Source organism: Paenarthrobacter sp. NEAU-H11 (assembly GCF_050573415.1).
Lineage (GTDB): Bacteria > Actinomycetota > Actinomycetes > Actinomycetales > Micrococcaceae > Arthrobacter.
The window spans coordinates 21,921-35,145 of record NZ_JBNZGA010000020.1 but is presented as its reverse complement, the minus strand read 5'-3'; the positions used below and the strand labels follow the sequence as shown (position 1 = coordinate 35,145).

Annotated in this window: 10 protein-coding genes; 6 read left to right on the top strand and 4 right to left on the bottom strand. The window is 64.2% G+C overall.

Annotated features, from left to right (window positions below; genetic code table 11):
* Nucleotides 1-35 precede the first annotated feature (35 nt).
* The 3 genes from ACQ3DC_RS19015 to ACQ3DC_RS19005 all read right to left on the bottom strand — a co-directional run bounded on the left by ACQ3DC_RS19015 (nt 36) and on the right by ACQ3DC_RS19005 (nt 3,188).
* Nucleotides 36-953: a hydroxymethylglutaryl-CoA lyase gene (locus tag ACQ3DC_RS19015; RefSeq protein ID WP_323057252.1), complete on the bottom strand. Its 918-nt coding sequence runs from the start codon at nt 951-953 to the stop codon at nt 36-38.
* The gene (locus ACQ3DC_RS19010) at nt 953-2,272 is read right to left on the bottom strand and encodes a CaiB/BaiF CoA transferase family protein (protein WP_321216115.1); all 1,320 of its coding nucleotides are present in this window, start codon (nt 2,270-2,272) and stop codon (nt 953-955) included. Before ACQ3DC_RS19010 ends, ACQ3DC_RS19015 begins: the two co-directional genes overlap by 1 nt.
* Before the next feature lie 124 nt (nt 2,273-2,396).
* Nucleotides 2,397-3,188 (bottom strand): IclR family transcriptional regulator, encoded by a 792-nt coding sequence (locus ACQ3DC_RS19005; RefSeq protein WP_321216114.1) that lies wholly within the window; start codon nt 3,186-3,188, stop codon nt 2,397-2,399.
* A gap of 142 nt (nt 3,189-3,330) precedes the next feature.
* On the opposite strand from ACQ3DC_RS19005, the gene ACQ3DC_RS19000 reads away from it, so the two are divergent.
* The 5 genes from ACQ3DC_RS19000 to ACQ3DC_RS18980 all read left to right on the top strand — a co-directional run bounded on the left by ACQ3DC_RS19000 (nt 3,331) and on the right by ACQ3DC_RS18980 (nt 9,432).
* The gene (locus ACQ3DC_RS19000; RefSeq protein ID WP_321216113.1) at nt 3,331-4,176 is read left to right on the top strand and encodes an ABC transporter ATP-binding protein; all 846 of its coding nucleotides are present in this window, start codon (nt 3,331-3,333) and stop codon (nt 4,174-4,176) included.
* Between the two features lie 62 nt (nt 4,177-4,238).
* Nucleotides 4,239-5,036: an ABC transporter permease gene (locus tag ACQ3DC_RS18995; protein ID WP_197432532.1), complete on the top strand. Its 798-nt coding sequence runs from the start codon at nt 4,239-4,241 to the stop codon at nt 5,034-5,036.
* A gap of 32 nt (nt 5,037-5,068) precedes the next feature.
* Nucleotides 5,069-6,142 carry an ABC transporter substrate-binding protein gene (locus tag ACQ3DC_RS18990; RefSeq protein ID WP_321216112.1) on the top strand — a complete coding sequence of 358 codons (1,074 nt, stop codon included), beginning with the start codon at nt 5,069-5,071 and terminating at the stop codon, nt 6,140-6,142.
* Nucleotides 6,143-6,226: 84 nt separating this feature from the next.
* A complete protein-coding gene (locus tag ACQ3DC_RS18985) occupies nt 6,227-8,224 on the top strand; it encodes an aconitate hydratase (protein WP_430752946.1) in 1,998 nt (665 codons plus the stop codon).
* Nucleotides 8,221-9,432 carry an MFS transporter gene (locus ACQ3DC_RS18980; RefSeq protein ID WP_323057255.1) on the top strand — a complete coding sequence of 404 codons (1,212 nt, stop codon included), beginning with the start codon at nt 8,221-8,223 and terminating at the stop codon, nt 9,430-9,432. The genes ACQ3DC_RS18985 and ACQ3DC_RS18980 overlap by 4 nt, the downstream gene beginning before the upstream one ends.
* A 4-nt stretch (nt 9,433-9,436) precedes the next feature.
* On the opposite strand, the gene ACQ3DC_RS18975 is transcribed toward ACQ3DC_RS18980, so the two are convergent.
* Nucleotides 9,437-10,489 (bottom strand): tartrate dehydrogenase, encoded by a 1,053-nt coding sequence (locus ACQ3DC_RS18975; RefSeq protein WP_430752945.1) that lies wholly within the window; start codon nt 10,487-10,489, stop codon nt 9,437-9,439.
* A 435-nt stretch (nt 10,490-10,924) separates the two neighbouring features.
* Here ACQ3DC_RS18975 and ACQ3DC_RS18970 point away from each other — a divergent pair, with 435 nt between their 5' ends.
* The gene (locus ACQ3DC_RS18970) at nt 10,925-13,075 is read left to right on the top strand and encodes an amylo-alpha-1,6-glucosidase (protein ID WP_430752944.1); all 2,151 of its coding nucleotides are present in this window, start codon (nt 10,925-10,927) and stop codon (nt 13,073-13,075) included.
* Nucleotides 13,076-13,225 lie beyond the last annotated feature (150 nt).

Genomic DNA, 13,225 nt, shown 5'->3' with positions numbered 1-13,225 from the left:
GACCGGGGCGCGAGGCGCAGCCAAACTACTGCGCCCTACGCTGCCGCGGGGAACACCCCTGCCCCTGCCAGTCCGGAACGCGGATTGGTTCCGACCAGGCCGCAAATCCAGCGGCCCAGTTCCGTTGCTTTGTGCACGTCGATGCCTGTCGGGAAGCCTGCACGCCCGAGCATCCACGCGAGATCCTCCGTGGAGATATTTCCGGCCGCGCCGGGAGCGAAGGGGCATCCTCCGAGACCACCGACGCTACTGTCGAACACATCGACACCCGATGCCATCGCCGCATAAGTATTGGCCAGCGCCGTGTGGCGGGTCTCGTGAAGGTGGGCCCTCAACTGCAGGTCGGTTTCCTCGCGCAGCGTGGCGAAAGTCTCGCCCACCTGCCACGGGACGGCGCAACCAATCGTGTCGGCCAACGCCACTTCCGCCAGGTTCGCGCGACCAATTGCACTGCGGACGACTTCGAGGGTCTGCTCGATCGGGACGTCTCCCTGGTAGGGGCAGCCAAAAGCGACAGCTGCGGTGACGCTGAGTGGAATGGATGCGGCGGCAGCGATGTCCGACACTTCCTCCAGAGCCCTAAGCGCTGCAGCAACTGTGGTGTTCTGGTTGGCTGCGGCGAATGCGTCGGTCACCGGCAGTACATAGTTCATCTCGTCCACCCCGGCATCGACAGCCCGGAGGGCACCCCTGGTGTTCAGCACCAGGCCGATATAACTCACGGCGTCGGTGCGCGGGACCGACGCCATCACGGCGTCGGCATCTGCCATCTGGGGTACGGCTTTGGGATTCACAAAGCTGACGGCTTCGATCCGCCGCGCACCCATCCGGATCAGCTCTTCGATGAGCCGGACCTTATCTTCCGTGCTCACGGGGGTCTTCTCGTTCTGCAGCCCGTCGCGGGGGCTGACGTCCACGATCGAGACCGGCCTGGTTCCGTGGGCAAACGCCATCAGATTGCTCCTTCGCTACGTGCATTCTGAAACTCTTCTTCGGTGAGGTTCAGGAGGCCCTGGTACACATCGGCATTGTGGGATCCATGCACCAAAGGCCCGTTCCAGCTAATCCGGCCGGCGGAGCGCGTGAGCTTGGGAACGATTCCCGGCTGGACCACGGCGCCCAGCTCGTCGTCAGCCACTTCCACGAGCATGTCCCTGGCTTTGAGCTGCGGATCCTCGAAGATATCTTCAACGGTGCTCACGGTGCTGTTCGGAACAGCGTGTTTATCGAGCAGGCTGACCAGCTCGCCGGCGGAGTAGTGCACCGCCCAATCGGCGATGATGCTTTCAAGCTCCTCCTGGTTGCGGCCCCGCTGCGCATGATCACGGTATTTCGGGTCCTCCGCGAGCCCGGGCATGCCCATCGCTGTGGCCAGGCGGACGAAGACCGAATCCTGGTTGGCCGCTATGACAACCCACTTGCCGTCGCTGGAGCGGAAGATGTTCGACGGCGCGATCCCCTTCAGTCCCGAGCCGCTGGGTCCGGGAACAATACCGGTGGCGGCGTAGTCCGGCACCGCGCTCTCCAGTAGTGAAAAGCACGCCTCAACGAGCGACACATCGACCACCTGGCCGGTCCCCCCGCGGGCATCCCGCCAGTACAACGCCAGCAGGATCCCCTGCAGGGCATACAGCGAGCCGAGGCTGTCCCCCAGTGAAATACCTGTGCGGGGTGGCGGCTGGTCGGGGTAGCCGTTCAGGTGCCGCAATCCGCTCCGCGCTTCGGCGACGGAGGCATAACCCGGCTTTGACGCTTCCGGACCAGTCTGTCCGTATCCGGAGACCCGGGCGATGATGAGGCCGGGATTGATCTTCCACAGCTCTTCAGGGCCGAGGCCAAGCTTTTCCATAGTGCCCGGGCGGAAGTTCTCGAGGATGACGTCGGCGTCCTTGCAGAGCTCAAGAAAGAGCTCCCGGCCGCGCGGGGCTTTCAGGTCCATAGTGACGCACTTTTTGCCGCGGGACTGCACCGACCACCACAGCGTGTGGTCATTAACGCGCGCGCGGCCCCATTCGCGCATGGGATCCGGCCTGTTTGGGGATTCGACCTTGATGACTTCGGCACCGAAGTCTGCCATCTGCCGTCCCGCGAAAGGGCCGGCGATCAGAGATCCCAGTTCGAGGACGCGCACGCCGGACAGAGGACCCGCACCATCGCCCGCGATTTTGGGCCTGCCTGCGACGGCTGGTGGCGTTTCTTCAGCGATCCCGTGGCCGGCCCCGTCCTCTGCGTCCTTGCCAAGCTTCGCTGTGCCGGTTTCGACAACCTTCATCAAATCTCAACTCCTGATTCCTGATGCGGACCCAGTGGGCGACGTACACACGGACGGAGGTTCATGAGCTCCCCGTCGTACAGGAACCAGTATGCACTCCTGTCCTCATATTGTGAACATGAAATCACGATATGGGCTCCACCTCGGAGGGAAGACTTCCGCCGATCAGCCGGGTACCTTCAGCTGCCGCGGCGATGACCGGCTCTATCCAGGAAGCACACACGTCGTAAGGCATCCTCATGGTGGGCCCCATGACGGTGAGTGCACCGTAGAGCTCAGCCTGCGGGCCGAAGATCGGAACAGACAAGCCGCTGGCCCCGGAAACCCGCTCCCCGGTAGTGATGGCAAAACCGTCCGCACGAGTCTTCGAGACGGCGGCATCAAGGCTTGCTGCGTCCGTGATGGTCTGGTCGGTGATGGACCGGAGCCCTGACCCGTAGACCTTCTCCGCCAGGTCGGGGTTCCAGGCGAGCAATACGCGGCCCGCCGAACCGGCGTGGAGCGGCATGATATCGCCGACCTCGACCGCCCTTCGAAGAACCCGTCGGGTCTCGGCCAACGCGACGCAAACCCTGCTTCCCTGCGATTCCCTGAAGATGCAGACCGTCTCGCCCAGCTCATCCCGCAATCGCCGTATTACCGGTGTCAGCAATTCCAGGAAGTCCAGGCCCTGCCGGGCGGGCGCCGCCCAGTGGGTCATACGCAACCCGACCCGGAATTGGTCATCACGCCGATCGAGCATTCCCTCATGCACCATATTCGCGACCAGGCGCTGCACCGTGGAGTGCGGCAACCCGGTCTCCGCGCGTATTTCGGCGAGGCTCAATTCTGGCCGCACCAGGGAGAAGGCATCAAGGATGGCCGTGATCTTCTTCAGCACCAGCAACGGGGCGGCGGCGTTTTCGGTTGCGCTCATGGCTCGATTCCAGGTTCCTTCTTCTCGGTCAGGGCGGGGTGGCGCCTATTTGAAGCCCCCTTGTAGTGTGACAGACGTTACTGTTAGCGTAGTGCCCACTATATGGCCAACAACTCACAATGTGGTTAGCGGGAGAATAGCAATGACGCAGCCCTCACAGCCTGAATCATCGAATTTTGCGGTTGAGCTCAACGGATGCACCAAGGAGTTTGCAACTCCCGGCGGTGGATCGTACTTCGCTGTCCGGGACATCGACCTCAAGGTGGAGCCCGGACGGTTTGTCTCCATCGTTGGGCCGACGGGATCGGGTAAGTCCACGATCCTCAACATGGCAGCGGGACTCCTGAATCCTTCCTCGGGCACTGTCCACAGCTTCGGTGAGCCCGTATATGGGGTGAACCGCCGCGCCTCCTACATGTTCCAGCAGGACGCCCTGCTGCCTTGGAAGTCGGTCATCGACAACGTCAGCCTCGGGCTCACCATGGCCGGGGTCTCCAAGGCCGAGGCCTACGACGAGTCACGCCGCTGGCTCGAGAAGGTGGGATTGAAGAACTTCGCTGACCGGTACCCCCACCAGCTCTCCGGCGGCATGCGCAAGCGCACCGCAGTCGCCCAGGCCTGGATCGTCAACCCCGACATCCTGCTGATGGACGAGCCTTTCTCCGCACTCGACGTACAGACCCGTCAGATCATGGAGAACGAACTCCTCCAGCTCTGGCAGGAATCGGACAAGGCCGTCGTGTTCATCACCCACGACCTGGATGAGGCAATTGCCCTGTCCGACGAGGTGGTCATCCTCGGGGCCGGGCCGGGAAGCACCGTCGTCGGCAGCTACGAGATCGACATCCCCCGCCCCCGTGACCTCCTGGACATCCGGGACGATCCCAAGTTCGTCGAGCTCCACAGAGAAATCTGGGGGCGCCTCAAGGTTGAGGTATCCAAGACCTACGAATCAGCGCGGGAAGAGGAAGAGAGCGACGCAGCATGACGGTGGCACCAGTTTCCAAGAAGACACAGCGCTTTCCCCTCCGGAAGGAGCGGGGTCCGGCCATGGTTGAGCGCCCCCGGCGCAAACGGGGTGAAGCGTCCAACTTCTCCATCCGGATGGGACAACTGGCCCTCGCCGTCATTGTCCTCGGCGCGTGGGAATTGTTGGGACGCGTTGGCGTTATCGACCCATTCTTCTTCCCCCTCCCCTCCGACATCCTGATGACGGTATGGGTCTGGATCTCCAGCGGCTTCGTCTTCCCGCACCTGTGGATCACCCTGCAGGAATCGATCCTCGCCTTCCTGACGGGCGCGGCGGCCGGCCTGGTCCTGGGCTTCCTCCTGGCGAGGGTCCGTTTCCTGGAGCGGCTCCTGGACCCGTTCCTGCAGATGTTCAATGCCCTTCCCCGCGTGGTGCTGGCCCCGATCTTCCTGCTGTGGTTCGGCCTGGGGATCTGGTCAAAGGTCGCCTTCGGTTTCACCTTGGTGTTCTTCATCGTCTTCTTCAACACCCTCGAGGGCGTCAAGAGCGTGGACCGGGTCCTCGTGGACAACGCACGCATGCTGGGGGCGTCGGAGAAGCAGCTCCTCCGCCACGTCTTCATCCCCAGCGCCCTGACCTGGATCTTCTCCAGCCTGCATATCAGCGTAGGTTTTGCCATCACCGGCGCAGTGGTGGGTGAATACCTCGGAGCTTCCGCCGGTGTGGGCTACGCCATAGCCCAGGCCCAGGGTGTCTTCGATACCAAGGGAGTCTTCGCCGGCATGTTCATCCTGATGTTCGTGGTCCTGATCATCGACCTCCTCGTCAACCGCCTCGAACGGCACCTCCTCAGGTGGCGCCCGGCCCGGTCCTCGTAACTATTACCATCACCGCCTGAAAGGGAACTCTCATGACCCAGAAAGAAACCCGGCGCCGTAGGCTCTTCCGCCCCCTGACCCTGCTTGCCTCCGTTGCCCTGGCTCTCTCCGCCTGCGGCGCCCCTTCGGCTGCACCTCCCGGCCAGGGCGGGACCGGTGCTGCCGGCGGCGGGGAAGGCACCAAGGTGATCATCGGCGTCGGCGGCCAGACTCTCCTGACCTACCTTCCCACCACGCTGGCCCAGGAACTGGGCTACTACAAGGAAGAGGGCCTGAACGTCGAACTCCAGGACCTGCAGGGCGGCTCGAAAGCGCTCACTGCGATGGTGGGCGGCAGCACAAATGTCACCAGCGGATACTACGAGCACACCATCCAGATGCAGGCCAAGAACCAGCCCATCAAGGCGTTCGTCGACATGGGCGAGTCGTCGGGGCTTGCCCTCATCGTGGCGCCCAAGAATGAGGGCCAGATCAAGTCCATTGCGGACCTCAAGGGCAAGAACGTCGGAGTGACCTCACCGGGGTCCTCCACCGACATGTTCGTAAAGTTCCTGCTGGCCAAGAATGGCATGCAGCAGGCAGATGCCGCAGTTTCAGCGATCGGCGCCGGGTCCTCTGCCGTTGCCGCCGTGGAGCAGAACCAGGTGGACGCCGCAGTGATGCTCGAACCTGACATCTCCGTACTCGCAAAGCGGATAGGCCACGATCCGGTGCTGCTGGAAGACGTCCGGACCGTGGAGGGTCTGAAGGAAGTATTCGACACCGACTCCTGGCCGTCCTCCTCCCTCTACGCCAAGACTGAATGGCTGGACAAGAACAAGGAAACCGCAGGCAAGCTCGCCAAGGCGATCAAGCGCACCCTCGAATTCATCGACGGCCACTCCGGCGAGGAGATTGCCGCGAAAATGCCTGAGAAGTTCGCCGGCGGAGACAAGCAGCTCTACGCCAAGGTCATTGAGGACCTGAAGAAGACGCTCAGCAAGGACGGATCCTTTACCGAGGACGGCGTTCAGGCGGTCCTGAAGACACAGCGGGTGGCCAACCCGGAGGTCGGGGATAAAGACATCAAGCTGGCGGACACCTACACGAACGAATTCCTGAAGTAGCACCAACCGGCAGAGGCACGCCATCCGCAAGAGATGGCGTGCCTCTGCCGCCATCACCGCCTTCCTGCTTGAGGAGAGCTCTGAATGCCCGAGACACTGACCCACAAAATCCTGGCCAGCCATCTCGCGTCCGGCGGCCTGACTCACGGCGCCGACATCACCATCGCCGTTGACCAGATCCTCATCGAGGACGCAACCGGAACCATGACCGCCATGCAGTTCGAAATGCTCGGCATGGACTCCGTCGCCGTGCCGCTGGCGGTCATGTACGTCGATCACAACGTCCTGCAGATCGATGAAAAGAACATGCAGGACCACCACTACCTCCGCACCTTCTCCGCCCGCTACGGGCTGCGCTACTCCCCCGCCGGGCACGGCATCTCCCACTACATCCACCTTGAGAAATTCTCCAGGCCGGGCCAGGTCCTGGTGGGCGCGGACTCCCACACCTCAACGGCGGGTGCCCTCGGCATGTTCGCCCTCGGCGCCGGCGGGCTGGAGGTCGCCGTGGCGATGGCGGGCTACGGGTTCGACTTTGTGTGCCCCGCCGTCGTGGGGGTGGAACTGACGGGCACGCTCGGACCCAATGCCGAAGGGAAGGACGTGGTGCTGGAGCTGCTGCGCCGCCATGGCGTGCGGGGCGGCCGCGGGAAGGTGTTCGAGTTCTACGGGGAGGGTGTGGCTTCCCTGTCAGTCTCGGCGCGCGCGACCATCTGCAACATGATCATCGAGACAGGTGCCGCCACAGCCATCTTTCCCTCCGATGACCAGACCCGCGCGTGGCTCCGGGCCCAGCGCCGAGAGGATCAGTTCGTCCCCCTGGCGGCCGACGCCGGCGCAGGCTACGACGACGACGAGCAGATTGATCTATCAAGCCTCGTTCCGCTCGTGGCGCTGCCGCACTCACCAGGCAACGTCCGTCCCGTGTCCGAACTGCCGCGCACTGAGGTGGTCCAGGTCTGCGTGGGTTCCTCTGTGAACAGTTCGTACGAGGACCTGGCCACTGTGGCTGCCATCCTCAAGGGACATACCGTCCATCCGTCCGTCCAGCTCACGGTGACGCCGGGATCACGCCAGATCCTGCAGACGATCATCGCCTCCGGCGTCTATGAGGATCTTATGGGGGCCGGGGCGCGGATGCTCGAGCCGGTATGTGGCCCCTGCGTGGGCATCGGGCAGGCACCTACGGAGGGTGCGCCGTCGTTGCGCACGTTCAACCGCAACTTCCCGGGCCGCAGCGGTACAGCCGAGGACTCCGTGTACCTGTGTTCGCCGTCGACCGCTGCTGCCAGCGCGCTGGAAGGCGCCATCGTCGATGCCTCCACCGTCAGCCGCGGCGAGCTCCGCCCTGCCACTCCTCCGCATCCGGAAGTCCATGACCTGCATATTGCCGGTGTCCTGCCCCTTGAGGCACGTCGCAACATCGAGATCGAGCGGGGCAGCAACTTCGTCCCGCCGCCACAGCCCACACCGCTGCCGGCTGACCTGGACGCCCGGGTGCTGATCGCCGTCGGTGATGACATCTCCACTGGTGACATGGCTCCCGACGGCGCCATCGCCATGTCTGTATGGTCCAACATCGCCGTCTGCGCGCGCTTCATGTTCCGCCGCCTGGACCCCGGTTTTCACGATCGCGCCCTCGAATGGGGCGGCGGAATCATTGCGGGCGGGGAAAACTACGGGCAGGGTTCGTCGCGGGAGCATGCCGCCCTGATCCCGTTGTACTTGGGGGTCCGGGTGGTCGCTGCCCGCAGCTACGCGCGGATCCATCGCCGCAACCTCATCGCCGCCGGCATCGTGCCGCTGATCTTGCCCTCCGACGCGCAAAGCTCAACCGGGCAGCGGTGGGTCATCGAAGGGCTTGCTGACGCCCTGGCCGATGGTCGCCGCTCCGTCACTGCCCGAGTGGACGGAGGCACCGAGTTGACGCTCGGGCTCGACTTCTCGCCGGCCGAACGTGCCGTCCTCACTGCCGGCGGCCTGCTGGCCCAGGTGCGGACCGGCGGGCGCTCCATGCTGGCCGGCGACGCCGTCGTACAGGACAACGCGGCAGTCGTTTCGCAGAGCCGATCTCCACGGTGAGGCCAGCCGCCGTCGGCCCCGTTCGAACACCGGCGCGTCGACCGGGACAGCGCGCCACGGCCATCGCGGCGCTGACAACGGTGGTGGCGGTGCTGCCGGTCTTCCTCGTCGGCGGGCTGGCTGTCCAGCTTGAGCAGGACCTGGGCATGACGGCGTCAGCACTCGGAGTCGCGGTCTCCACCTTCTGGGCTGTCTCAGCACTGCTGTCCGCCCCGGCCGGGTATGTGGCGAGCGGACTGGGGCTCCGCCGCGGAGTCCCGCTCGCCGTCGGGCTGGGCTTTGTTGCACTGGCCGGCATCGCCTTTGTCACTCCGCACTGGGCGTGGCTGATCGTCTGGCTCAGTTTCGCCGGTACCGCAAACGCCCTGATCCACCCGCTGTCCAACGGCCTGATCGTGGACCAGGTGGCGGTACGCAACCGCGCCTTCTCGTTTGGCCTCAAGCAGGCCGCCATTCCGACGGCGACGCTCACCGCCGGCCTGTCCGTCCCGCTATTCGCTCTTACCGTGGGGTGGAACTGGACCTTTGCGCTGGCAGCACTGCTGGCGGCGGCCCTGATCCCGGCGCTGCTCCGCACCCTCCCACGCACTGCCCCGTTCCAAGGGCGCTCCGGTAAAGCCGCCAGGGAACCGCTCCCCCGGAGGCTGAAACCATTCCTTTTTGCCACCGCCGTGGCCAGTGCCCTGGGAGCCGGGCAGGCCAATGTAGTGGGTGCTTTCACTGTGACCATGGCTGTGCAGGCGGGATTCGATGCCGCCGGTGCGGGCCTATTGCTGGGCGCCGCCAGTGTGGCCGGGATTCTGGCCCGCCCGCTGGTGGGTATTGCCGCGGACCGGGGGATCGGCGGCTCGATGGCCACGGTGGCCCTGATGATGGGGGCCGGGAGCCTGGGGCTGCTCGGCATGGCGTCCGGTTTCCCGATCGCCTATGCAGCCGGAGCCGTCGTCGCGTTCGGTCTGGGCTGGGGCTGGAACGGCCTGGCCCATTACGTGGTCTCACGCACGGCGCATCCGTTCACCATCCAGGCCACCGGGATCACTCAGAGCGGTACCTACATCGGCGGAACGCTGGGGCCGTTGCTGTTCGGGATCGTTTTCTCCCAGTTCAGTCCCGCCGTTGGATGGACGCTTGCAGCGCTGGTCGCAGGTGCCGGGGCGGCTGCCTCGCTGGTCGCGTTCCGTTTGGAGAAGCGATTGCGCACCAGCTAGTTGGTTAGGACAGGCGCGACAGCACTGCGGCGGCGAACTCCACGGTGGTGGCGGTGCCCTTCAGGTCCGGCGTCGCAATGCCGTCCGCCAGCGTTCCCTCAAAGGCAGAGGTCAGGGACCGGGCGGCCTCCGCCTCACCGAGATGGTCGAGCATCATTGCAGCGGCCCACAGAGCGCCCACCGGGTTGGCGATACCCTTGCCCGCAATATCCGGAGCAGAGCCGTGCACGGGCTCGAACATCGACGGGTGCCGCCGCTCCGGGTTGAGGTTGGCGCTGGGTGCAATGCCGATGGACCCGGCAATACCAGCTACCAGGTCCGAAAGAATGTCCCCGAACAGGTTCGACGCAACGATGGTCCGGATACTCGTCGGCTTCATCACCAGCCGTGCCGCCAGCGCATCAATGAGCACCTTTTCGACGACGACGCCGGGGAACGCCGTGATTGTCTCCGCCACCACCTCATCCCAGAACGGCATGGTGTGGATGATGCCGTTGGACTTTGTTGCGGAGACGAGCCGGCCGCCGCGTTCGGTGGCGACGTTAGCGGCATAGCGCGCCGCCCGGGCGATACCGCGCCTGGTGAAGACGCTCTCCTGAACCGCGAACTCGCCTTCGGTTCCGGCGCCGAACCTTCCTCCGATCTGGGAATACTCGCCTTCAACGTTCTCCCGTACCACCACGATGTCCAGGTCCTCGATGCCGGGCATGGCACCGACGATGCCGGGCAGCAACCGCATGGGCCGGAGGTTGATGTACTGGTCGAACTCCCGGCGGATAGGGATGAGGAGCCCCCAAAGAGTGACATCGTCGGGCACGTCCGGTGTCCCGACGGCTCCCAGGTAGATGCCATCACCGCTGCTCAGCTGCTCTATTCCGTCAACAGGCATCATGCGGCCCGCCTTGCGGTAAAAGTGGCTGTTCCAGTCGCGGACCCGCCACTGGACGTCGAAGCCGTACATTCCGGCGACGGCGTCGACGCACTGCATCGCGACGTCGGTGACATCCACGCCAATGCCGTCGCCGGGAATCGCATCGATGACATAACGGCGGCTCATGCGCATCCAATCGTTCGTGGTGTTTAAAGAGCATATGCGGAGGGCCAGGCGCTCCGCCCCAACGAATCACGGCCCGGTTCAAATTAAGGGGCCGGCAATGCCACAAACCTCCGCTTGTGTCCCCCGCCCGGTAGCACGAGGATGGCGCTTGCCACCGGAGCGCGCCCCGACGGCGTCTCACGCACGGGACAAGACCGGATTGCTGAAACTCCAAACGAGTCATGGCAGCTGCCCTTTCCGTTTCCGCCCGCCTCGGGCATCGCCCTCTGGCGCATGTGGGCCGGTTCTCGCATTGACGGCTCACGCCTGAATTCCCGTTTCGGGCTCTGGCGGCCAAAGGGCAGCAGGCGTAGCGTCGATCACAAGGGCAGCCGGGCCGGTGGGCAAGGCCTGTTGGCCAGTCCGGCAGCATGGGATTTTCCCAAGGAGGCAGGCATGGCAGGGTGGAACGCCGACACGGCGGCCGGGCCCTTAGGGGCTGGAACAGTCACATTGGTGGAGGGCTCGTCCTTCTGTATCTCCATGCCGAATGGAGATATCCATCCGGAGCATCCCCACGGCCTTTTCGTCCAGGACACCCGGTATGTTTCCACGTGGGCCCTGACGGTTAATGGGCAGCCGCTGGAGCCGCTCGCGGCCGAGGTAAAGGAGCCCTACCGTGCCCTTTTCGCAGGACGCGTCCCGCGTTCTGATGGTTATGCGGACAGTCCCCTTATTGTCGAACGGCTGCGCGAAGTGGGTGCGGGCATCCGGGAACAACTCACGGTCCGGAATTTTTCCCTGATACCCATGGAGTGCGTCATCCAGCTGGTGGTTGGGTCGGACTTTGCCGATTTGTTTGAGGTCAAGGAAGCCAGGAACCAGAGGCAATGGGAGGAGCACCGGCGCGCCGACGTTGGAGTGCTGAGAATCCACGGCCGGTGGAGGGACGTCGAAAAGGACATCGTCATCAATGCTCCCGATGCTGACGTGACCACCGACGCCATTACCTGCCGGGTCATAATCCAGCCAAGGTCGGAATGGTCCACGACTGTCATCGCCGTGCCGGCCACGGGAAAGGCCGGCCAGCCAGCCTTCAGCCACACGGGCGGGGAGTTGTCTCCCAGCGATCGGCGCCACCGGGAATGGGTAGCCAGAATCCCGATGCTGCGGATGGGAAATCCCGCAATCGAACGGACCCTCCAGCGCAGCTACGACGACCTGGGAGCGCTGCGAATCGAGGACCCAGACCATCCGGACCGCGTGGTGGTGGCCGCCGGAGCGCCCTGGTTCATGACCATTTTCGGCCGAGATTCGCTCTGGGCCTCTGAAATGGCGCTTCCGGTGGACCCCTCCCTGGCGCTGGGCACGCTGCAAACATTGGCCGACCGCCAGGGAACCGTCGTTGATCCCGTCAGCGAAGAGGAACCTGGCAAAATCCTCCACGAAGTAAGGCTCGATGTCTCAAGCGGGCTCTCCCTGGGCGGAAAATCCACCTACTACGGCAGCGTGGACGCCACCCCTTTGTTCGTTGACGTCCTGGGGGCCGTCAGCCGCTGGGGATTTGCCAAGGAAACCATCAACGCATTGCTGCCCCATGCGGACCGGGCACTGGAATGGATCCGCGACTACGGCGACAAAGACGGCGACGGTTTCGTCGAATACCAGCGGCTCAACCCCAATGGCCTGATCAACCAAGGGTGGAAAGACTCGTGGGACGGCATAAATTTCGCCGACGGGCGGCTGGCGGAGCCGCCTATCGCGCTCTGCGAAGTCCAGGCCTATGTCTTCGCTGCATACTTGGCCCGGGCATGGATGGCATACGACGCTGGCGACTATGAGGTCGGAGACACTTACGCTGACCGCGCAGCCCTCCTGAAGAAGCGGTTCAACGAGGAGTTTTGGATACCCGAACGCGGCTACTACGCCGTCGCCCTCGACGGGAAAAAGCAAAAAGTCGACGCATGTGCCTCCAACATGGGCCATTGCCTGTGGTTGGGACTAGTGGACGAGGACAAGGCCGCGCAGGTGGCCGGGCACCTGATGTCCCCGGAGATGTTCAGTGGCTGGGGTATCCGCACGCTCGCAAGCGACATGGGCGCCTATAACCCCGCCAGCTACCACAACGGTTCCGTGTGGCCGCACGACAACGCGATCATCCAGGCGGGCCTGGTCCGGTACGGGTTCGTGGAGGAGGCACAGCGGATCTCCACGGCGCTCCTGGAAGCTGCCGACTTTTCCGGCGGCCGATTGCCGGAACTTTTCTGCGGGTTCAGCCGCGACCAGTTCACCGAACCCGTCCCCTATCCCACCGCGTGCTCGCCCCAGGCATGGGCAGCGACCTCACCGATCCTGCTGCTAACCAGCCTGATGCGCTACGACGCCCACGTCTCCCGCGGCGGAGTCTGGCTGGACCCCGTACTGCCGAAATCCTACGGCGACCTTCAGATCACCAACGCGCCGCTGGGCAGCAACCACGTCACCATCAACATCACAAACGCAGTCCCCAGCATGGAGGGCCTACCCGAAGGAATAACCTTCCACCGAGGGCACCGTCCCTGGATCACCGAGCTCGTAGAACAAGCCAGCCGAGACCGCAGAACCTGACGAATAGGGCCAGGAGGATCGACAATCCGGCTACATTTCCAGCCGAAGGTCCGGGTTGTTGTGTCGGTTGTCCCATCTTTTCTCATCGTTCTGGACAGGAACGGCCGGCGTGACCGCCGGCCGTTCCTGTCCACTCTGTTCTCCTTGAAT